This window comes from Lysinibacillus sp. NPDC097287, assembly GCF_044761695.1.
Lineage (GTDB): Bacteria > Bacillota > Bacilli > Bacillales_A > Planococcaceae > Lysinibacillus.
Window position 1 is genome coordinate 64,391 of the sequence record NZ_JBIWCX010000015.1, and the last position, 22,437, is coordinate 86,827.

Genomic DNA, 22,437 nt, shown 5'->3' on the forward strand with positions numbered 1-22,437 from the left:
AAAATGTCCACAGAATTGTGCGAGCACAATTCAAAATTCGAATACCATTACGCTAAAGTCGTCATATATTTGGGTATAATAGAGAGAAGTTGATGATGAAGGAGGGCGTGCAATGAATAAATCACTATCGCAGCCATTTTTCTTTCAAGCAGGTTCGCGTGCGGTTTTACTGTTACATGGATTTACGGGCAGTTCCGCGGATGTGCGAATGCTTGGTCGATTTTTAGAAAAAAAGGGGTATACTACTTTAGCACCTCACTATAAAGGTCACGGTGTGGAACCAGAGGAACTCATTACAACAAGTCCTGCAGATTGGTGGATGGACGTACAAAATGCTTACGAACAATTAAAAGATGCAGGCTATCAAGAAATTGCCGTAGCAGGACTGTCGCTTGGCGGTGTGATGGCATTGAATGTCGCGGCAAATTATCCAGTCAAAGGTATTATTACGATGTGTTCACCAATGACGATGCGTACAACAGACATTATGTTTGAAGGCGTACTGAAATATGCACAAGACTATAAACAATTTGAAGGTAAGGAACAATCGCAAATTGAAGAAGAAGTAGCGTTAATTGCGAAAAAGGGAATGCCTTCATTACAACAGCTTCGTGAATTTATTGCACAGACACGCAAAGAAATCGATATGATTTATGCGCCAATTTTGGTTGTGCAATCTACAAATGACGAGGTTATTGATACAGATTCTGCCAATATTATATATAATGAAATAGAGTCCCTTGAAAAGTATATCAAGTGGTATGAAAACTCAAGACATGTTATTACATTAGATAAAGAGAAAGATCAATTACATGAGGATATTTATCGTTTTTTAGAAAGCCTAAATTGGGTAGACTGAAGAATAACATATAGATTTTCAGTAAGAAGGAGGTAAAATATATGACAAACAATAAAGATTCACTCCAAAGTCGATTACTCGATTTTTTTGGTGAAGAAGAATATAGCCCACTAACAGTTGGTGAAATCGAGGACGAGTTCGGCTTTGAGGACGCGGATGAATTTAAAGAACTAGTGAAAACATTGGTACGTATGGAAGGCCAAGGCTTAGTCGTTCGTTCTCGTTCGAATCGCTATGGCTTACCTGAACGTATGAATTTACTGCGTGGTAAATTTATCGGGCACGCAAAGGGCTTCGGATTCGTAGCGCCTGATGTGGAAGGTATGGATGATGTATTTATTCCACCACATGAAGTGAATGGTGCGATTAATGGGGATACGGTATTGATTCGTGTATTAAAAGAATCATTTGGTGATCGCCGAGAAGGAACGGTTACGAAAGTTGTGGAACGTGGACAAACGAAATTTGTCGGTACTTTCCAAGCAAACCGTGGCTTTGGCTTCGTTGTCTTAGATGACAAAAAATTGCCGATGGATATTTTCATCGCAAAAGGTGACACGTTAGGTGCTGTTGATGGGCATAAGGTAGTGGTAGAAATCGCTACATGGCCAGAAGATTTAAAATCAGCAACAGGCTATATTACGAAAATTTTAGGACATAAAAATGATCCTGGTGTAGATATTCTATCTATTTTATATAAACACGATATTCCACCAGAGTTCCCTGATGAAGTAGTCTTTGCAGCTCAACAAGTGCCAGATGAAATTTCAGAAGCAGATTTAAAAGATCGTCGTGACTTACGTCATGAAACAATTGTGACGATTGACGGTGCAGATGCTAAGGACTTAGATGACGCAGTAACAGTTACTAAAAATGTAGATGGCACATATAAACTTGGCGTACATATCGCAGATGTAAGTTACTATGTAACACAAGGCTCAGTCCTTGATATTGAAGCATATGACCGTGCAACAAGTGTGTATTTAACTGACCGTGTAATCCCAATGATTCCACACCGCCTATCAAATGGTATTTGTTCGTTAAATCCACAAGTAGACCGTTTAACATTATCTTGTGAAATGATTATTGATGAAGATGGTAATGTTATTTCTCATGAAATCTTCCAAAGTGTCATTAAAACAACGGAACGTATGACGTATAGAGACGTATATAAAATTTTAGAAGAGCAGGACGAGGAACTTATTGAACGTTATAAGCCACTTGTACCAATGTTTAAGGACATGGCAGAGCTTTCTAATATTTTACGTCATAAACGTACGATGCGTGGGGCAATTGACTTTGATTTTAAAGAGTCGAAAGTACTCGTGGATGAAGACGGCTGGCCAGTAGATATCGAGATTCGTGAACGTACAGTGGCAGAGAAATTAATTGAAGACTTCATGCTAGTTGCCAATGAAACAGTTGCTGAACACTTCCATTGGATGAACGTACCATTTATTTATCGTATTCACGAGGATCCAAAGCCAGAAAAGCTACAACGCTTCTTTGAATTTGTCACGAACTTCGGTATTTTAATTAAAGGGACGGGCAATACCATTCATCCTAAGGCACTTCAAGATGTGTTAAAAGCAATTGAAGGTATGCCAGAAGAGCCAGTTATTTCTACGATGTTACTACGCTCGATGCAACAGGCGAAGTACTATCCTGAAAGTATTGGACACTTTGGTTTATCGACTGATTTCTATACACATTTCACATCGCCAATTCGTCGTTATCCTGACTTAATCGTGCACCGATTAATCCGCACATATTTAGTGAATAAGGATACTTCACAGGAAACAATTGCGCAATGGAGCATGGCAATGGATGAAATTGCTGATCATACTTCAGAACGTGAGCGTCGCGCTGTGGATGCAGAACGCGATACAGATGCACTGAAAAAAGCACAATATATGTCTGATAAGATTGGTGAAGAGTTTGAGGGGATTGTCTCTTCTGTTACAAACTTCGGTATATTCATCGAGCTACCAAACACGATCGAAGGACTTGTGCATATTAGCAATATGACAGATGATTATTATCGCTTTGATGATCGTCAAATGATTATGATTGGGGAGCGTACAAACCGTCAATTCCGTATAGGGGATGAAGTGAAAGTACGTGTAGCTAATGTTATCATAGAAGAATCATCGATCGACTTTGAAATCGTAGGTATGGTTACGTCTTACGGTCGCGCACGCAAAGCTGCACCGACAGTTATTCATACACGTAAAAACTATAGCGATAGTAAAGGCGGTCGCGGTAGTCGCACTGAGAGAGCTAGAGATGGTAGAGGGCGACGCACCGATGATGGAAAAGGTCGTAGTGATAAACCAAAAAGCGGGGAACGTCGTGAAAGCGACCGTGATCCACGTGGCCGTCGCACAGATGGCTCTAGCCCTGGACCGAAAAAAGCCGTGAAACAAAAACAAAAGTTTTACGAAGGTGTCGCAAAAAAAGGGAAAAAGAAAAAATCAAAACGTAAATAATTATGGAATGGGTAGGCTATGTCCTACCCTACCTTTGAGTAGAGGGTGAGCATAATGGCAAAAGGCGCAGGAAGAGTATTAGCACAAAATAAAAAAGCTGGACATGACTACTTTATTGAAGAAACGATTGAAGCGGGTATGGTCTTAACAGGTACTGAAATCAAGTCGATTCGTACAGGTAAGGTACAGTTAAAGGATTCATACGTCCGAATTAGTAATGGTGAAGCGTGGATTAGTAATATGCATGTCAGCCCATTCGAACAAGGAAATCGTTTCAACCATGATCCACTACGTCAACGTAAACTACTGCTGCATAAAAAACAAATCGGCGAACTAGTGGGCGCTGTAAAACGTGATGGTTATACAATCGTACCATTGAAAATGTACATTAAAGATGGCTATGCCAAGCTGCTAATTGGCGTAGGTAAGGGTAAAAAAGATTACGATAAACGTAATGATATGCGTAAAAAAGAAGCAAAACGTGAAATGGAACGTGTATTTAAAGCGAAAAATCAAATCTAAGATGTACTCAATATAATAATAGAAAAACTCACCATGTGTGGTGAGTTTTTTTAGTTGTTTGAATAACCCCGGTAAAGCAAGAGGATCCATACAAACAACAGAAAAGAGAACAGACCAACACAATTTGTGTTGGCCTGTTCCAGGTTGTCATCATATATGTTGTTACGAGTGTTGAAAATCTAGGTGAATGCTGAAAAAGGATAGTGGAGTGCTGAAATTGCCTTGGTGACCGCTGAAAAAAAGCAGTGAGTGCTGAAATCCCTAAGGTGACCGCTGAAAAAAGCAGTGAGTGCTGAAATCCCTAAGGTGAACACTGAAAAAAAGCAGTGAGTACTGAAATCCCCTAGGTGAACGCTGAAAAACAACTCTCACTACTTTACTTCTGTTTAATAGTCATCTTTGGCTTCATGTCGACAACCTTCTGTCCCATGTTTTTCCCAGAACGTAGCGGGATTTCTTTTAAAAAGCATGAGAGTAGGACAGCGATAGCAGCCATAATTGCACCTACCAAGAAGGTAGTGGTGATTGCATAACTTAAAGCCTCTTGAACCGTATCGAGCATTTTCGAAAACAGGACTTGTGATTCTGGAGGTAGGCTCTTTAAGGTTGCTTCTATTTTAGGTTGATCTAAAAGATTTTGCGGATTATTAAATATAGCAAGCTTTTCTCCTAAGACAGGGTCTGTTGATACAGGAATCGCATCTCCTCCCTTGGCCCCAGCTAATTCAGTCATTTTTTTAGCAATACTCGCACTCATAATGCTTCCCATAACGGCAATTCCAATCGTGCCGCCAAGATTACGGAAGAGTTGAGATGAAGCTGTTGCTACCCCAATTTGATGTGGGGCTACTGCATTTTGTACAGTTAAAGTGAAGACAGGCATTGCCGCCCCAAGACCTAAACCGAGTACAATCAAATAGACAATGAGCAGATAAATTGGCGTTTCAGGCGTCATGGAATATAGACAACTTATGCCGACCGTCATGACCGTCAATCCAACAATACCCATTTTTTTATACTTACCTGTTTTCGAGATGAATTGTCCTGAAAGAGCAGAAGTCACTAACATTGCAATGGACATCGGCATTGCCACATATCCAGCGAGGGTAGGAGAAATTCCTTTAACCCCCTGTACAAAGAAAGGTACATAAATGATAGCGCCCATCATCCCTGCATTTAAAAAGAAGCTAACTAAATTGGAAACGGTGAAGATGCTATTTTTGAATAAACCTAGTGGTAACACTGGGCTTTTTACTCTCATTTGAACCCAGATAAAGATAAGTAAGGCAACGATAGTGACTGCGAACAGTCCAAGTATTTGCCACGAACCCCATGCATATTTGTGGGGGCCGTCGCCTGCTAAAGATAAAGCTAAAAGCAATGGAACGATCGTTGAAGTAAGGAAAAGCGATCCCCAATAATCGATGGATTCTCCTTCACGCTTTGTACCTTTAGGGAAATTAAGTAAAATTAAAATAAACGCAATAATGCCAAGCGGCAAGAAAATCCAGAACACCCAATGCCAATCTAAATGGTCGACAATATAGCCACCTAGTAAAGGTCCAGCTACGCTTGATATCCCAAAGACGGCACTTAGTACACCTGACCATTTGGCACGTTCGCGTGGTTCATATAGATCTCCAACAGCAGTGAAAACAGTAGACATAATAATCCCTGCACCCGCACCTTGAATGGCACGGAAGGAGATGAGTTGGAAAATATCTGTTGAAAAACCAGATAAAAATGCACCAATTGAAAATACGCCAATTCCTAATAGCAGGAAGGGTCTGCGTCCATAAATATCGGAGATTTTTCCTACTAATATCGAAGCTACTGTTGAAGTAAGTAGATAGATGGTAATACACCATGAATAATAATCCATTCCTCCAAGTTTAGCGATAATCCGTGGCATGGCAATACCAATAATCGTTTGGTTGATGGCAGCAAAAAACAATGATGTAATAATGGCGATCATAATCGTTAACTTCTTTTTATCTGATAAATGAGTCATTCACGCTCCACCGCTCTCCCTGCAGAATTATTCGCCAATACATGCTGATAAATCCGTATCAAATGATCGATATCCTCTTCGGGTAAACCTGAAAACAGTTGCTTCACGACATTCTTATTCTCTTCTTTAAATTGATGTAAAACTTCGCGCCCTTGGTCGGTAATATCCAAAAGAACGACTCTCCGGTCATTAGCATCTCTATTTCTATGTGCATAACCGCTAGAAATTAATTTATCCGAAAGGCTCGTCACTGCCCCTGGTGTAATTCGTAAACGCTCTGCCAATGTAGAGGCATTTTGCGGTCCATTTACTGCTAGGCTTCGTAATATCGTAGCTTGAGAGCCAGAAACAAGCCGATCTAAGCGTTTTTGCCATTCTACAGAAACATTTCGCTGAAACTCCACGTACAGCTCTTCAAACTCTGTTAAGTTGCTCATGTGTACATTATTCACCCCATTTTTTGTCATGGATAGAACTATATCCCCTAAATAGTTCACCCCCTATAATATTTTATAAGTGTAATCGTTATTACCTGTTTTTGTCAAAGTGTTTTGGTAATTAAATGAAATTAATAAAGTGTTGAAAGCGATGTAAGGTCACGAATAAATCTTGGTAGAAAAATTAAACATGGAGTTAATTGCTGCTACTAAACAGAAGAGAAGTGGAGGGCAATATAAAATGTAAAATTTATTGGGATGAATTTGAAAGTATCGTATCAATTGCATACATAGTTGTTACGTTGTGCTGAAGTGAAAATTATCCAAAACGACATACAACATAACTGCAAATAAGTGTCTTTTTAATCATAAACCCTGGTTAGTTCACTTATTTAGAGATAAGTCGTATCGTAAATTCGCTATTTTTTAACTCGATAAAGGATTCTTTAAAGAAATTTTTTTTGTGATGTTCAATTAGTTTGTTAATAATTAATTGTCTAGAAAGATCGGTGTACTTGAAGAAAAAGCATTATTGTTTTATAATAAGTTATAGTCATTGCCAGATTACATGGAAGTGAATTACGTACTTCCACCGTACTAGAAGAAATTCTAGCTCTTTGTTTGGACGAGGCACATGCTTCGTATCATATAATCAAGGGGACGTTACGGATTCGACAGGGATGGTTCAAGCTTTGGTCGCGCGTCGGAGGTCTCGGCTCCGTCATCAACGGAAGTTATATAATAACTGGCAAACAACAAAACTTAGCTTTCGCAGCGTAAGCTCGTAAGCGCTCTGCCTATGCATCGCCCATGTGCATAACGTAGGGCCCAACTTTAGTGGGATACGGTCGGTGGTGCCACCTGAGTCACCGGCAAGAGATTTCCAGGTTAGCGTACAGGACGCCTGTTTGTCGGCATAATGCTACGTGAATTGCGAATAGGCAAACTACACGCGTAGAAGCTAAAGTATTGGAGTCTTTGGACGCGGGTTCGACTCCCGCCGTCTCCATACAAAAAGTGGCTACAAACGTAGTCATATCAACGATTTTAGAAGTTAGGGATATTGAACGGGAGTTGAACTCTTGTTGAATATCCCTTTTTTCATACCTACATATTTATACGATAATTTGGCTCTTAGACCTTCTAATTCAAACTATGTATTGGGAGGTTTTTTGTATGTCTAAAGGACGTAAACATGGCATATTTGCTGTTAGTGGTGATGTAGTAGTTATGCCTACGAAGAAGAACGAGGAAAGACAAGATGTATTAACACTAGAAGCGGCTCTTAATACAGTATTTCAGCAAATGCGAATAGCAGGAAATAGACCACGTACTATTGATAGCTATGCGTACATCGTGGAACAGTTTGCTTCTATTTGTTGTATTGAGTATGTAGAGGATATTAACCTCGATAAGCTCTATCACTATTTAGGTGTTCTAGAGGTTACCCCCGCTACAAAACTAATCCGCTTAAAGTCGATTAAAGCTGTTCTAGGCAAGTTCTATAACAATGGATGGATTAAAGACCGCTTTTGGAGCAATATCCATATCAAGATAGACAAGGAAGTAAAGAAGGGGGCTAAGGAGAGTGACATTGATAAGCTCTTAGAACTCGTTGACCAAACTACCTTTATAGGTTTTAGAGATGCCGCCGCCGTTAAATTGATGTATAAGACTGGTATTCGTATTCGCACGTTAGGAGAGCTTAGAGAGCGTCATATAGACTTTGAGTGCCTTTGTTTGAACCTTGATGGTTCTACATTGAAGAATCACAAGTTCCTAAAGCTCCCGCTAGATGATGAACTAGCTGAAATACTTAGAATGCTTCTAAAGCTCAATGAAGGAATCCGTTCATACTATGGTACAGATAATCACAATGTCTTTATCACACAAAACGGTTTAGCAATGAATACAAGTAAGTCATCCAATTGTGCTATATCTAAGCAATTAAACAAGTATTCAAAGCGATTTGGTTTAGAGAATATCAATGCACATGCTATAAGAAGGGCATACGCGAAGGGTTTACATGATAAGGGGGCTAGTATAGCCTTAATCAGTAAAGCTCTAGGACACAGTGATTTAGCGGTAACAACACAATACTTAGATTTAGATGTTGAAGAAGTAGCTAGTGATTTAAGGGAGTATCTATAAAAGTAAAAGCAAGTGTTTGACTTTGACTATATTTGACCTTATAGTTATATTACACCACAGATTAGTTAGCGTGATTGATTATTTTAGTCAGAAAGGAGGGGTTCGAATGACTACTACAAATTACAATGAGTGGGTCACTACAAGATATCCAATGTTTACACCAATTGATATTGTTCAAGAATTAAATGAACATGCTATTTCAACGGTTTATGTAACTGTGGATGTACCAGCACAAGTAGTAACAAATTTAAGACATTTATCAAGAGGACAAAATCGATTAATGTCTACGAGTTTTAATATTAGTGGAAACAGAATTACTTTTGCTTCAAGTTGTTTAAACGATATGTGTCCATTGTTAGATGCAATTACAAGATGATTAGTTTAGTACTGCCCCGAAGTTCGCTTCGCTCACTTACGGGTGGGGCTTCGTACCTCGCCCCGTTTTTTATTTAAGATTTATTTGAGTTTTTTAACTACAGATACTAATTCGAGGAAACAGACCATCCCTTAAAAAAGGGATGGCGATACTAATTCTGAGGTATCTTCATAACATTCAACGTGCCCAGGTGTAGCTTTACCACGTATATTCTAAATAACTCTGTTATGCCACCTAGCCAAAAGGCTACTACGACGGGTTAATCTGGGAAAGGAGTAACACCCTTTATCCGGTGAATCACCGCGTGTTAGACGGGCTAGTTTTTAACGTGTTCTCCTAGTAATAACCACGGGTAAAGCTAATTTGAAATTAGTCTATGTACACCGCTCCTAGCATGGTTATAAGGAGCGGCAATATATTCACAGTTAGGGAGGGATTAGCCCCTTAGACTGGTAGAACCTCTTTAATTTTTATTTCTGTAATACCATAGCTGAGTAAGAATTGCTTAAAGGAATCTATACTGACACCAAAACCATGTTTAGAGTAATGGGAGCCCCTATAAGGATTAGGTGCACTTTCTAGTTTCCTATTTTGAATAGCCCTTAGTACAAAGCCTTCTGTAAAACCTAAATCAAAGCGCATTATGATTCTTGTAGCTTCTTCGATAGTTATCAATTAATACATCCTCCAATACTTTTATAGTACCTTCGACTAGCAAAGTGTTAACAACTAATTTCCATTATTAGCCCCACCATTTTCTAGCCAAGCTATGACTATCTCTTTATTGAAGCGAACAGACTTACCTATTTTTATACGCCCAGGTATAGCTCCGTCACTTGCTAATTTGTAGATAGTTTGCTCGCTTACATCTAATAGCTTAGATAACGAACGTACTGTTAAATAATCGGTCTCCATACTTTTAAAACCTCCTATTTGATATTTTTAATTGTCTTATACTAAAAGTATAAGTAATGTACTTCTTTTAATAACAAACTATTGTAAAAGAGCATAAAACAATAAATAACAATAAAAGTCTTTGTTTTTGTGAGTACATGGGGAGAAAATCTTTTAGACAGGGGGAGAAAGCGAAGGTAGGGTTTTCAACTGTAGTAATGTAGGTACCTCTCTTTATTGGGGTAGTAACTTTTAGATGTACGCCTTGGAAAATTTGAAAAAATTTCATATGGAGTTTATGACCGTTACCCGTTCTTTTACTGCTAAAAGGCAATCATTCGGCACTGGGTATGTGGTCTAATAGAACAAAAAAAGAGTAGTTAGTATCTACTCTGTTCATCTGCTGAAAGCATATTAGTGGTTATAAGGATTTTCTTGATATTGTTCCTTTTCGTTCCCTATTGTTCCCTCTATATCCCTATCATGTCTTTAGGATAAAACCATACCTGCCTAGTACATCTAATTTAACTTACAAGGAAGTAGGCATCTAGATATAAACTTACTACATACGTTTGAGGGAGATTTAAAGAGCTTTTTGCAAGGTAAACAGCACTCTTAGCGCCTAGTGAGTGATTATTATAAACTGTAAGCAAAGACGTTCGTATAACGTCTAAATAAGCTAGGGAAAAGGCGAGAATATCAATTAGCACCCAACCTTCTTTTACCCTGATTAAGGTGCTTTTAGATGTACCTATTTAATCCTCTACATGCTTATATGAACAGTTTATATACAGCTTATATAGCGTGGTCAATTTGCTTTTAACTGCATTTGTTAGGTGTGCCTTCCCTAATGTGTGACTAAAAAATTAGGAGGATTTCATAATTACTTATTGTTATCGGTTATTACCTATACGACTTGAAAGTATTGGTTAAATTAAAAATAGACATAAATTTTGCACTATTAATTTGAATTATCTTTTGATTTACGTATAATTTAATGGATAGTTCTTTCCTAATATCTTGTATTATCGTATCAATTTTGAAAATGGGGAGGAGGAGAAAAATGAATTTCAGAGATAAAGTCGCTCCATTATTATTATTTGTTTTAGCTATTTTGTTAGGTTTAAATCTATACACATTTAATGATTTTCAACTCAATGCTTTTAATATAGGTGCCTTTTTTCTAACACTTACTGGTTTAAATCAAGGTTCTATATTTTATGGGAAAATAAATATTGGTTCATTAGTATTTAAAAACGTTAATATTGGCTTAGGTATTTTTATGATTATATTAGTTGCTTTTGCAAGTGGATTTAAATACTATGAACAGTTGGAAAATTTCGTAAATTCTATTAATACTAATGCACTATTATTAATGGGAATTGCTGTTACATTATGGTCTTTTAAACTAAGTGATGAGAGACAAGATATAATTAAAAAGCAAAATAAAGTGGAAAAACTAGATTATAAAGAAAAATTCCTGAATGAAAAAGAAAAGAGAATTAAGTATGAAGAGAACAACAAAAAACTTACAACCGCTTTAAAGGAAGCTAATAAGTTACTACAGCAATTAGAAGAACGGGGGAATAGAAATGAGTAGGGTTAAATTCACATTAAAACAAAATGACGGTGAGTATTTGAAATCTTGGAGGGTAACGGATTTCGCAAATAGAATCAGTGAGATTCATTATAAACAAGAATTGTTAACTGAAATAAATAATAAAATACAGAAGGGTGCTAATCCTCAAAATTTCTTCGTATTTGTCAAATCATTTAGTATCCATAAAAGCAACAGATATGTAGGAATCCATAAACTTGCTACTACAACTGGTGTGAAAAATCTATATCATTTAGGAATCCCTATTCCGTTATATTCGAATCAAAAAATCGATTCAATTTATCATGTATTTGAATCATTTTCTCGCATGTTCACTGAATTCAATAAAGATGGGATTAAAGAGAATGCGAAATTAGATAAAAATCTGCTGTATACTTTTATTGAAGAAGCTATGCAATCTAATGAGACAATTAAAATTACTAAGTATAAAAAGCATTTGAATAAACTTATCGAAAAAGTTACGGATGCTGAAATTCAAGAGAAGCTAAGAGAATTGGTTTTAGAAGAATTTACGAAGTTAACAAATGACTATAAGAATAGGTACAGTACTCAAAAAGAATTAAAAGAGTTTGATGAAAAACTAAAAAACTCAGAATTGTCAAAAGCTGAAAATATTAAGTATATTAAGCTAACTAAAAAGGTTACAGGCCAATTTGAATATTATTTCATAAAAAACAAAAGACCAATAGTAGGATTTTATAATGAAGAGAATAATAACGTTGAAATTTTATGTACAAATTTTATTAAGCAAAGTGGAAATGATGAGAAACAATTTAATTTAAAAGAAATAAGCCAAAATAGTCCTTTTACAGTTATTTTTACTGCAACGTATGTATTAACACAGTTATTTTATCAAATGTATGCGAATAAATTAGATAGACTATATAACTTTAATGAAGATGATGATACAGAATTAGAGGACGAGGGTAATGAAGGAAGAGAAGCAATAGCCGATGAAGAAATTCAAGAAGAATTGGCTTTATTTGAAGAAATTAGGGATAGATTAGGTAATGTTCTTGAAGAACAAGAAGAAGAACAAGAACAAGAAGAAGTACAAGAACAAGAAGAAGAACAAGAACAAGAACAAGAACAAGAACAAGAAGAGCACGAAGAAGAAGAACAAGAACAAGAACAAGAAGAGCACGAAGAAGAAGAACAAGAAGAACAAGAAGAACAAGAAGAACAAGAAGACATCTATTTACCACCTGGTGTAAAAGTATCGTTACAAAATATACATAATTCAAATGTAGATAAAATGGCAAAGAATTTTGCTCTTAACGGCTTTAACAATGGGGACTTGATTCCAACAAAGGTTGAGGATTAAAATAAAACTAGGTCTCCGAACCAAGTTCGTAAATATGTAATACTCCCTAGTGGAGAAAATCGTTTTAAATACATGTATGGGGTGGGCTCTAATCCCTTGGGGGAGTAATTGTCGGCATAAGGACTCGCGAATTGCGAATAGGCAAACTACACGCGTAGAAGCTAAAGTATTGGAGTCTTTGGACGCGGGTTCGACTCCCGCCGTCTCCATACCATGAGATTCACTGAATTTCACTGAGTGTCATAAACGTTGTTAAATCAACGTTTGTGGCACTTTTTTTATACCTTTGAGTTGTACTGAATGGGAGTGAATCCTTATTAAAAACCTTATTAACCTTTGTTAATCCTTTGTTAGAAATTATTCGGATTCATTGTTTAAAAAGGCTGTAAATTTATTAATAGTACCTTCTTTCGTTTTTCGCGTAACATGAGCATAAATTTCTAATGTTGTTTTCACATCGTTATGGCCTAAACGATATTGTACCTCTTTAATCGAGGCACCCGCTTCGAATAACAACGAGCAATGGGTGTGACGTAGTCCATGTGTCGTAATATGCTCCAAACTGTGTTTTTCAAGGAAGTCTGAAAGCCATTGTACAGTTTTAATAGGGTCATGCAGCACGTTGTAAATATTAGAGAACACTAATTGTTGCTTGTTCTTAGTGTTAATCCCTTTCTCAGTCAAAATCTTTTCTTGCTCGCTTCGCCATAATTTTAAAATCTCAATGGTTTCTTCATCAATTTTAATTGTTCGGGGTTTACCATTTTTTGTTGGTCCAAGATAAAGCCTTTTCTCGCCACGTTTCACTGCTTTAGTAATTCGAACATCAAAAGTTTCAAAGTCGATATCCTTCCATTTCAACGCAAATACTTCACCTTTACGCATTCCTGAAAAGGCGAGTAAACGAAAAACAGCACGCTTTTTAATATTAGGATCTTCTTCTAAATGGGTTAAGAACTGTACAAGCTCCTCGCGAGAATAAAAATTTTCAAACTCTTCATCGTCTTCATCAATTGAAATTTTTGTTTTGATGATAGGCATTTCAACTAATTCAAAAGGGTTTTTATCAATGATGCCATGTTTCATAGCGTACTTCATAACAAGAGCTGCATAGTTTTTCACCATGTTGAAACGCTTTAGTTTTTTTGCCCATTGGTTTACGTGCTTTTGACAGATTGCTGCATCAATATTAGCAATTCGATATGATCCGAAGGCAGGTAAAATGTGATTGCTGAAAATACGTTTAGTTTTAAGTAGTGTGCTATCCTCTACTGTATTTTCATATTGTTCTAACCATAATTCATAGACCTCTTGATACGTGTCTTTAGAAACTTTTCCGAAAGTACCGTTTTTAATTTCTTGTTGCAACTCATAATAAGCCTCTTTAGCTTCTTTTTTTGTTTTAAAGCCGCTGCGAGTAGTTGTTTTTTCTTTGCCTGTTAATGGATCTGTGCCGATATAAATGTGAAATTTATATCGGAGTTCATCAGTTTTTACTTTGTAACTTTTAATATTAACCATGTGTTCCTCCTGTTTCGTGCTTACGGAGACAAAGAGGTTGTAGTACCTAGTACTACAGCTTAAGTTTATGTGATAGACAATGCTTTAGCAAATAAGACATTGTAAGACAACAAAAAACGCAATAGAGTTTTGTAGCTCTATTGCGTATATAAATATTTATTCGACTAGAGATATGGTGATACAGTGGGGAGAGACACCGAATCCCTCTAATTACTATTTGCGAATAGTTCGTTAAATACGTTTCATTTTTTACTTCCTCTTTTACAGATAAGAAATAGTTTCATCTTATTCGATATCAAACTTTTTATAGTAATTTAATAATTTTTGTAATGTATTTTCTCGTAGTGTATCAGTAACATGCGTATAATGTTTATCGGTAGTATTGTTAGTTTGAGAATGCCCTACGCGTTCTTGAACAACAAAAAAGTCTGCTTCTGCTTCACGGAGATGAGTTATATGTGTGTGACGTAAACCATGGACAGTAATAGATTTAATATTTGCTTCCTCGATTGCAGTTTTCAAATAATCATTTGGGTAATTTAATTTTAGATAATTATTAACTGTGTTATTAAAAATAACCTGTTCTGTATCTGGCTTACGTGAGATGCCCAATTGATCTAAGCGTTCAACCTGCAATTGTTTCCATGTCTTTAATAGTCCCAATGTATTAGAATCTAGAAGGATAGTACGAATCAATTTTCCTTTTGTTAAACCAACATTGTTACCATTATTATGTTTTGAGTAGGAATAGCCAGAATGAACAAGGAGTTTTTTCTTGTCAAAATCTACATCTGACCAAGTGAGAACTAACAATTCTCCCTTCCTAAGACCAGTAAACATCAGTAAGCGTAGTAAACATTGAATCATTAAATCATAATTAGGTAAAACCGAAAGCAATTTTTTGAAATCTATAATATCAATAAAGTTATCGCTTTTTTGATGGGCAGTTTCTTTTGGGATTTTGGCTGATTTAAACGGATTTGAATGAATATCCCCATGACGAATTGCCGTTTCCATTACATCTGAAGCATAGTTTACGATGTGATGAAAATATTTAAGTTTTTTTGAAAGTTCAAGAGCAAATTGTTCACACATTGCGACTGTAATTTTCGATAGTTTCTTATCTCCAAAGAAAGGAAGAATATGATTTTTAATATATCCTTCAGTTTTCGAATATGTACTCATTACAATCCCCGATGCTTTATATGATGCATCCCATTTTATAAAAGAGTCGTTAAATGTTTTTAGCATATTTGCTGGGTTTAGTCCGTTGCTAAATTCGAATTTTAGTTTCTCAATTGCTAGTTCTGCTTGTTTTACAGTTTTAAATTTACTTCGAGTTACGATTTTTTCTTTACCTGTTAAAGGATCAACGCCAAGATATACGGTAAAACGAAATACTGTTGTTCCATCTTTTAATTGATATGATTTAATTTGTGGGTACTTTTTTGAAATATTTTGCATGTTATATATCCTCCTAGATTTAATTTTATTTCATTGAAGAGATTAGTTTTGCGAAGTAATTCCTAGATTTAAAAGCTATTTTGTTTCATAAATTCATCTAATGCTGATTTTGATACGCGGCGAATACGACCAATCTCTGCTACCTCTAATCCCATTGCACGAAAAGTCATTAGTGTTTTCTGAGATACATTTAAATACTCAGCGGCGGTTTTTAAATTCATCCATTTTTCATTTTCTAAATCAAGTGGTTGCATTTGAATTTCCTCCTTTCTCTTGCTAAAAGACTTGATATCTAGCTTTGTTGTTTAAAAGCTGGAAATATAATAACAGCCGTTTTTTCATATTCGAATAGCTTTGATCAATTTTTTTTGAAAAGATTTTCGAATGTAAATGCCAGTGAATTGTTTCAAATTCGCAAATCATTATATCTTTAGAAATATTGCATTCTTATAGGTCTAAAGTATCTTTTTGGATGTTGTGAAAATAGTTTTGTAATGAACAATAAAAAAGCAAAAAGGGTCATCCGTTAGGACAACCCTTTTCGCTTTATATATATGTTTTGATTTAAATAAGAAAAAATATATTTTGGATTTAATTATTTGAAAGGAAAGCCTTCATTAATTGTTCGCGCTTTTTTTCCTTATCAGAGTTTGCATAGTTACTTTGACTATATCTTTCTAGATAAGCTTGCTTATTTTCGATAGCTTGTTTTCTTTTTTCTTCCGCTGCTAACTTAGCAAAAAGAGCCTCTTCTTCAAGTTGGCGTTTTAAAGCTTCTTTTGCCTGTGAGAAATGTTCAGCGTATTTTGATTGATTATTAATTTCGATATCTAGGTCCGCTAGGCTAAGATTTTCATCGTTCATTTTAAATGCTTTAGCAAACGTTAATTTATAAGGCATCGCGAAGAAATGTGCTTTCGGCGGTAAAGTATTTGGATGTTCTAAAACATGAAAAGCTTCAATAGAAATGGTTTCATTGGCCGGCGTAATATACATTATACTTTTCACGTTTAAGTCTGTTTTAGGTAACTTTAGTACCGCCTGTATGTCCTCTAATTCCCCTAATTGTTTTAAAAAATTCTTCCAATGAATATCCGCTTTTTGACCTGTTAACGCCTGTATTTCTGCTTTCCATAGAACAAGTGATTGTCCATCGATATCAATGCCCAAATGGTTGCGCTCAATGAAAAATAGTGGTTCATAACCTAATGAAGCATAATAACTTTTTTGATTTTGAATGGATTTAGCAATAGCCTGATCTGTAGATGCGGTAATGTTAGTGACAACTGTAATTGCGTACGTATAATTATTGATTTTTAATGTGATGTCTGGGATGTGTTTTGAAAAATCGGAGTTTAAATATCCTGGAGTAACTGTTACATGTGGATAAACTTTTGCTAATACATTTAATTCGTCGTTTATTAGGGCTACTATGTGTGGTTGTCGTGGGGTGTCGTTCTTCTTTTGCTTTTCATACTTGCTATAGCGTGCTTCGCTTTGTTTAGAAGCTTCACAACTTTCCCCGTGTAAATGTGAAAAGAAATTCCCTAAAATCTCCCCACTTTTTACATATAATTGCGCTTTGCAGTATGGGTAAATAAACGTCCCTTTTTTGGCAATTTGCTTATGATTGTCGATTTCAGCTGCGGGTAAATTTTGTGGGATTATGTATAGTCTATCATCGTTTGTATGCCAAGCTTCTCTCATAATAGAACCTCCTGTAAAATGGTATTTATCAGGTATACGAGTAAAATCATTAGAAGGTTTCAATATTTTCACATTCGAAATTGGTTGGATGCTAGATATAGGGGATTGATACAAAATATTTTAAATTTGCATTATTCTATCCAATATTTACTTCCTTTAATTACAAGGTGCTATAATAGTAGAAACTACCTAAAGTGAAAGGCTGTGTAAGTAAGATGGAGCAATATTCAATTTTACGTAAAGACTTAATTCATGAATTAGAAACATATTTAGTTGGCCCACGTAAAGAAGATGAAATACTTGGTGAAAATATTAGACCGATGCAGTTCTATTTAACAGGTAAATTAGTTCCGTTAGGTTCAACATCGGATGTAGTAAATGAGCGAGATAATGCAATAGAAACGCACGTACAAGTAAGTGAAGAAGAGTTAAATGAACAGCTTACGACCAAAAATCTTTTTCGTCCGTCTACAATGGGGTTTAGTTTTAAATTAGAAGAATTAACGACTGTTGAAATAGAAGCATCTTGGGCTATTTATGAGAATAAAGAACATAAACGTGTGCCACAAGAGGAAAAGTGGCAAATTGATTTTTCAAATAAGAGAACTGATACGCTGGGAAATTTGAATGACTCCAAGTACGGAAAAGTACGTTATACCGTTACTTATCGAAATAACTTATATCACGTAAACGTTTTTTTGATGAATAGTTTAAAGAGAGATAATCAATATCCAGAGCAAGATGAAGTTATGTTTCAAAGTTCGTTAAAGGTACATATACCAACAACTCACGTAGCTAAATTTACGTCAAAAGCTGATCAATATAATGTCCAAAATGAACTTCTTTATCGTGATAAAGAAGAATTAGCAATTGGTCATGGCGTTGGAGTTGATTGGGAAACAGTTGGAAATATAACAACGATTTATTCAACATGGATGCCACGTTATGAATTGCCGAATGTGGAGCATTGTAAAATTGAATATCAGTCATTTAAGATGAAGGAATTAAGTGAATATCCTGCAGATATTTTGAAAGAAAAATTAAGCGTTATACCTGCAGCATATAATAAGTGGTTGAAGGATGAAGTTCAAATAATAAATGAGTTACCAGATTATTTAAAAGTTGAGGCAAAACAAAACGTTTTAAAAGTAAATGAAAATATTCAACGTTTAGAAGAAGGTATTTCACTTGTGACGGAAAGTAACAACTCTCTATGTTATTTAGCGTTTCAGTTTGCTAACCGCGCGATGTTATTGCAACGAGCGCAATCTGCAGTGGCTCAAACATATCGTACAACAGGTGAGCGAATAAAACCTACGTTAGATGGCGAATGGCGTTTATTCCAATTAATATTCTTACTCATGAATATTGCAGGCGCATCGGATGAACAACATCGAGATAGAGAAATTGTTGATTTAATTTGGTTTCCAACTGGTGGTGGTAAAACAGAGGCGTATTTAGGAGTAGCTGCTTATGTCATGGCATACCGTCGATTATTAGCGCCAAATCAAATAGACAAGTATGCTGGAGTTACAGTTTTTATGCGATATACATTGCGTTTATTAACGACTCAACAATTCCAACGAGCTGCAGCTTTGATTTGTGCGGCAGAAGTTTTGCGTAAGCCGAATGCAAAATTATTTGGAGAAGAGCCATTTAGTATAGGGTTGTGGATTGGAAAGGATTCATCACCTAACAAATTTGTAGATGCAATGGATAAGCTTGAACAATTACTAGAAGGTAAGGAAGTTAAGACTGGCAATCCTATTCAGCTAATGCATTGTCCATGGTGTGGGTCGGAACTAGGGCCAGAGCAGTATGAAATTAACTATAACTCACAGAAGATTTGTTGTTCTAATAAAGAATGTTCGTTTAAATACGGCATTCCTGTTTATACGGTCGATGAGGCGATTTATCAGAAGTTACCAACATTGTTAATTGGTACGGTAGATAAAATTGCTCAGTTACCTTGGAAACAAGATATGCATGAACTATTTGGGAACAAAAATGTTTATCATCGTGAATTAGGGTTTAAATATAGTGATTCTACTCCAAGAGGATACAGTCGCATTAATCGTTTGAAACCACCTGAATTAATCATTCAAGATGAGCTTCATTTGATTTCAGGTCCACTAGGCTCCTTAACAGGATTATATGAGGTAGCGATTGATTTATTAACTAGACATAATGGAAGACCTGCTAAAGTAATTGCTTCAACTGCGACAATTAGCGGTGCGGACGAGCAAATTCGAGCGCTTTATGGACGAAATATGCAGCAGTTCCCATTAGCTGTGCAAAAAGCAAATGATAATTTTGTTTCAAAGGAAGTCCCTACTTCTGAAAAGCCAGGGCGATTTTATGTAGGAATATGTGCGCCAGGGGTAAGTAATAAAATTCAAGCGATTCAAACATATAGTGCATATGCAACAATTACAAGAAGTGAACCGAAGTTTAAAGTGGATCCATATTATACAATGTTAGGCTATTTTAATACGGTTAAAGAATTGGCAGGTATGGTCACTACTTTTAAAGACGAAATAAACTCGCGATTAAATATGTTAGATCCAACTAATAAGTTTGAACATGATTTAATGGTTGAAGAATTAACTAGTCGAAAAAAGGCGCAAGAAATTCCTCAATTACTCACGCAAATGGAAAAAACAATGGATGAAGCGGGCGTTCTTGACGCAGTACTCGCAACTAATATGATTTCTGTAGGTGTCGATGTGGATCGTTTAGGAACGATGATTGTACAAGGACAACCTAAAACAACTTCAGAATACATTCAAGCAACAAGTCGTGTTGGGCGTAAATATCCAGGGATTGTGTTTATTTTATTAAATTCAATGCGTTCTAGAGACTTATCACATTTCGAACGCTTTAAAGTTTATCATCAAGCGCTATATCGTCATGTAGAAACGATGAGTGTGACGCCGTTTGCTAAAGGGGCTTTATACAAAGGATTGACAGGTACGTTTATAGGATTTATTCGTCAAACGATTATGGAAATCAATGCTGAGCAAAGTCCGAAAAAAATAGTACAGCTACAAAATGAAGTAGATACTGCTACCGTTCAATTTTTAGAAAGAATTCAAAATGCTTATGGCGCAACTATTGAAAACGAAGTAAAGGATTTATTAGAATGGTGGCGAGAGTTAGCGTTGAAATTCTCTGAAGATACATTAGCTTACAAAGAATCAAAATATGTAAAATCTTATTTATTAAAAAACTTTAATGAAGAAGTGAAAGTAAAAGATGCTCGTCCAGCTATGATGTCATTAAGAAATGTAGAGGCTGCAATTGAAATTGAGGTGTTAAAATCATGAGTCAACAAAATGAAACAATAAGACCTTCCCAATTAATATACCAATCAGGACCAGGAGCAATCGTTGAACTTTTAAGTCAAAGTGTTATCGTAAAATCAGCAGATCAATGGAATACAGGTAGGGCGCCGCAAGAAAAGGATGTACGAATCACATCATTTTTAGGGGTTAATCATGTAAGGATTTTAAATGAAAATCCCGATAAACAAAAAATTAAAGCGGTAGAATTTCCTAAATGGAAAATCTGTCCGAAATGCCACAATATGACGAATTACGATAATGCTACTTGTTATTATTGTTCAAGAAAAAATGAAGATGACATTCAAGAGCTATATGCAAGCCGTTTTGTATTAGCATGTGAAAATGGACATCTTTCGGATTTTCCTTATGATGAATGGGTTCATCGAAATAAGCCTTGTACAGAACAATCTAAAGATCCGCGATTAATGTTGAAAACGCGTGGATCAAGTGGGTCTTTATCAGACTTACACGTAATTTGCTTGCATTGTAAGCATAGTGAAAGTTTAGGGAATATTATGAAGCCCGAAGAAAGAGATAATCACAGTTTATTTGACTGCCAAGGGGAAAGACCTTGGATTAGTGAAAGTGCTAAACAGAAATGTAACTGCAAAATGAAAACAACATTACGCGGGGCATCTAATGTATATTCACCGTCAATTATGAGCTTTTTACAGGTCCCTTTAACAGCTTCTAGCTCTGAATTCGATGTTCTATATTTAGTAGAAAAAGATAAAGAAAATTTTAGTAAAGCGTATCTAGGTATGGGTGAATCAGGTCTTGAGATGGCGTGTAGTTTCAAAAATATCCCTTCTTCATTTGTACCTATTATCAAACGATATTTAGATGGGGAAATAACGCTTGAAGAAAGTTCGACCTATGAATCGATTAAAAAGCAGGAGTGGAATACATTAATACAGGATGAAATAAACGAAGAACGTTTTTTATCTAAAAAAGTCGACATTGCACCAATTTTAGTGCCGTATTTTGATGGTATTTTCCGTATAGATTCTGTACCGGAAGTTCAAGTGCTAAAAGAATTTTCTCGTCTTGATTACATTGACCGATTTACAGATGATGAAGTGAAAACACAGCCAGTCGTTATAACAAATGAACTCAAATGGCTACCTGCTGTACGAAATTACGGCGAGGGTATTTTCTTTCAATTTAATTTAGAGAAGTTACTACAATGGGAACAAACCGAACAGGTTACGAGCGCAATTATTAAGTCATATAATGCGTACCGTGAAGAATTTAATAATACTCAATTAGATATTTTGCCGCGCCAAATATTGTTACATACATTTAGCCATGCTTTGTTGCAACAATTAGCTGCATATTGCGGTTATACTACGACGTCTTTAAAAGAACGTATTTATGCAAGTGACGATATGTATGGCGTGTTTATTTACACAGCCTCTGGGGATTCAGAAGGAAGTTTAGGTGGTTTAACAAACTTGGCGCAAAGTGAAAAATTATTACCTATTATTATACGTGCATTAGAAAAGATGAGCTATTGTTCATCAGATCCAATCTGCTCGGATGGGGAATTTGAGTATCATACGTCAGCGAATGGGGCGGCATGTCATGCATGTACATTCGTATCTGAAACATCTTGTGAATGGGGCAATTTATTGCTAGATAGACGTACATTAATCAACATTAATCCGAATGAAAAAGATGGTTATTTCGATCAATTATTAGAAATGTAACGTAAGAGGTG

Annotated in this window: 17 protein-coding genes and 1 other RNA gene; 10 read left to right on the plus strand and 8 right to left on the minus strand. The window is 35.9% G+C overall.

The genetic code is table 11. The annotated features are described in order from the left end of the window. Nucleotides 1–112 precede the first annotated feature (112 nt). Genes ACIQ2D_RS18160 through smpB form a run of 3 tightly spaced genes read left to right on the plus strand, consistent with a single transcriptional unit; the run spans nt 113 to nt 3,870 of the window. Entirely contained in the window at nt 113–859 is a 747-nt protein-coding gene (locus ACIQ2D_RS18160; RefSeq protein WP_402866564.1) for an alpha/beta hydrolase, read from the plus strand. Nucleotides 860–900: 41 nt separating this feature from the next. Continuing rightward, complete coding sequence (gene rnr / locus ACIQ2D_RS18165; protein WP_402866566.1) at nt 901–3,348, plus strand: ribonuclease R; 2,448 nt, start codon at nt 901–903, stop codon at nt 3,346–3,348. 54 nt (nt 3,349–3,402) lie between these two features. Further along, nucleotides 3,403–3,870, plus strand: coding sequence for an SsrA-binding protein SmpB (gene smpB, locus ACIQ2D_RS18170; RefSeq protein WP_402866569.1), 468 nt, complete (start codon nt 3,403–3,405; stop codon nt 3,868–3,870). A gap of 376 nt (nt 3,871–4,246) precedes the next feature. Here the strand turns inward: smpB and ACIQ2D_RS18175 are convergent, their stop codons facing one another. Further along, nucleotides 4,247–5,881: an MDR family MFS transporter gene (locus ACIQ2D_RS18175; RefSeq protein WP_402866572.1), complete on the minus strand. Its 1,635-nt coding sequence runs from the start codon at nt 5,879–5,881 to the stop codon at nt 4,247–4,249. Further along, on the minus strand, nt 5,878–6,348 hold the full coding sequence (locus ACIQ2D_RS18180) for a MarR family winged helix-turn-helix transcriptional regulator (protein ID WP_402866574.1): 471 nt from the start codon (nt 6,346–6,348) through the stop codon (nt 5,878–5,880). Before ACIQ2D_RS18180 ends, ACIQ2D_RS18175 begins: the two co-directional genes overlap by 4 nt. Nucleotides 6,349–6,974: 626 nt before the next feature. Between ACIQ2D_RS18180 and ssrA the strand changes: the two genes are divergently transcribed. From ssrA to ACIQ2D_RS18195, 3 genes are all read left to right on the plus strand, one after another. Then, nucleotides 6,975–7,330: a transfer-messenger RNA gene (gene ssrA / locus ACIQ2D_RS18185) on the plus strand. A 164-nt stretch (nt 7,331–7,494) separates the two neighbouring features. Then, on the plus strand, nt 7,495–8,469 hold the full coding sequence (locus tag ACIQ2D_RS18190) for a tyrosine-type recombinase/integrase (RefSeq protein ID WP_402866577.1): 975 nt from the start codon (nt 7,495–7,497) through the stop codon (nt 8,467–8,469). A gap of 106 nt (nt 8,470–8,575) precedes the next feature. Then, on the plus strand, nt 8,576–8,845 hold the full coding sequence (locus ACIQ2D_RS18195; RefSeq protein WP_402866580.1) for a hypothetical protein: 270 nt from the start codon (nt 8,576–8,578) through the stop codon (nt 8,843–8,845). A 444-nt stretch (nt 8,846–9,289) separates the two neighbouring features. Here the strand turns inward: ACIQ2D_RS18195 and ACIQ2D_RS18200 are convergent, their stop codons facing one another. Together ACIQ2D_RS18200 and ACIQ2D_RS18205 are read right to left on the minus strand one after the other, a co-directional pair. After that, the gene (locus ACIQ2D_RS18200; protein ID WP_402866583.1) at nt 9,290–9,520 is read right to left on the minus strand and encodes a hypothetical protein; all 231 of its coding nucleotides are present in this window, start codon (nt 9,518–9,520) and stop codon (nt 9,290–9,292) included. 54 nt (nt 9,521–9,574) lie between these two features. Continuing rightward, a complete protein-coding gene (locus ACIQ2D_RS18205) occupies nt 9,575–9,760 on the minus strand; it encodes a helix-turn-helix transcriptional regulator (protein ID WP_402866586.1) in 186 nt (61 codons plus the stop codon). Nucleotides 9,761–10,802: 1,042 nt separating this feature from the next. Here ACIQ2D_RS18205 and ACIQ2D_RS18210 point away from each other — a divergent pair. Continuing rightward, nucleotides 10,803–11,339, plus strand: coding sequence for a hypothetical protein (locus ACIQ2D_RS18210; RefSeq protein ID WP_402866588.1), 537 nt, complete (start codon nt 10,803–10,805; stop codon nt 11,337–11,339). Next, on the plus strand, nt 11,332–12,681 hold the full coding sequence (locus ACIQ2D_RS18215; RefSeq protein WP_402866591.1) for a hypothetical protein: 1,350 nt from the start codon (nt 11,332–11,334) through the stop codon (nt 12,679–12,681). The genes ACIQ2D_RS18210 and ACIQ2D_RS18215 overlap by 8 nt, the downstream gene beginning before the upstream one ends. A 357-nt stretch (nt 12,682–13,038) precedes the next feature. On the opposite strand, the gene ACIQ2D_RS18220 is transcribed toward ACIQ2D_RS18215, so the two are convergent. The 4 genes from ACIQ2D_RS18220 to ACIQ2D_RS18235 form a co-directional block, all read right to left on the minus strand. Next, a complete protein-coding gene (locus tag ACIQ2D_RS18220) occupies nt 13,039–14,202 on the minus strand; it encodes a site-specific integrase (protein ID WP_402866594.1) in 1,164 nt (387 codons plus the stop codon). A gap of 285 nt (nt 14,203–14,487) precedes the next feature. After that, nucleotides 14,488–15,666 carry a tyrosine-type recombinase/integrase gene (locus ACIQ2D_RS18225; protein WP_402866597.1) on the minus strand — a complete coding sequence of 393 codons (1,179 nt, stop codon included), beginning with the start codon at nt 15,664–15,666 and terminating at the stop codon, nt 14,488–14,490. Nucleotides 15,667–15,734: 68 nt separating this feature from the next. Continuing rightward, nucleotides 15,735–15,920, minus strand: coding sequence for a helix-turn-helix domain-containing protein (locus tag ACIQ2D_RS18230; protein ID WP_402866600.1), 186 nt, complete (start codon nt 15,918–15,920; stop codon nt 15,735–15,737). Between the two features lie 337 nt (nt 15,921–16,257). After that, on the minus strand, nt 16,258–17,373 hold the full coding sequence (locus tag ACIQ2D_RS18235; RefSeq protein WP_402866603.1) for a competence protein CoiA family protein: 1,116 nt from the start codon (nt 17,371–17,373) through the stop codon (nt 16,258–16,260). 215 nt (nt 17,374–17,588) lie between these two features. On the opposite strand from ACIQ2D_RS18235, the gene drmA reads away from it, so the two are divergent. Both drmA and drmB read left to right on the plus strand, forming a co-directional pair. Beyond that, complete coding sequence (drmA, locus tag ACIQ2D_RS18240) at nt 17,589–20,699, plus strand: DISARM system helicase DrmA (RefSeq protein WP_402866605.1); 3,111 nt, start codon at nt 17,589–17,591, stop codon at nt 20,697–20,699. Further along, nucleotides 20,696–22,426 (plus strand): DrmB family protein, encoded by a 1,731-nt coding sequence (gene drmB, locus ACIQ2D_RS18245; protein ID WP_402866608.1) that lies wholly within the window; start codon nt 20,696–20,698, stop codon nt 22,424–22,426. The genes drmA and drmB overlap by 4 nt, the downstream gene beginning before the upstream one ends. Nucleotides 22,427–22,437 lie beyond the last annotated feature (11 nt).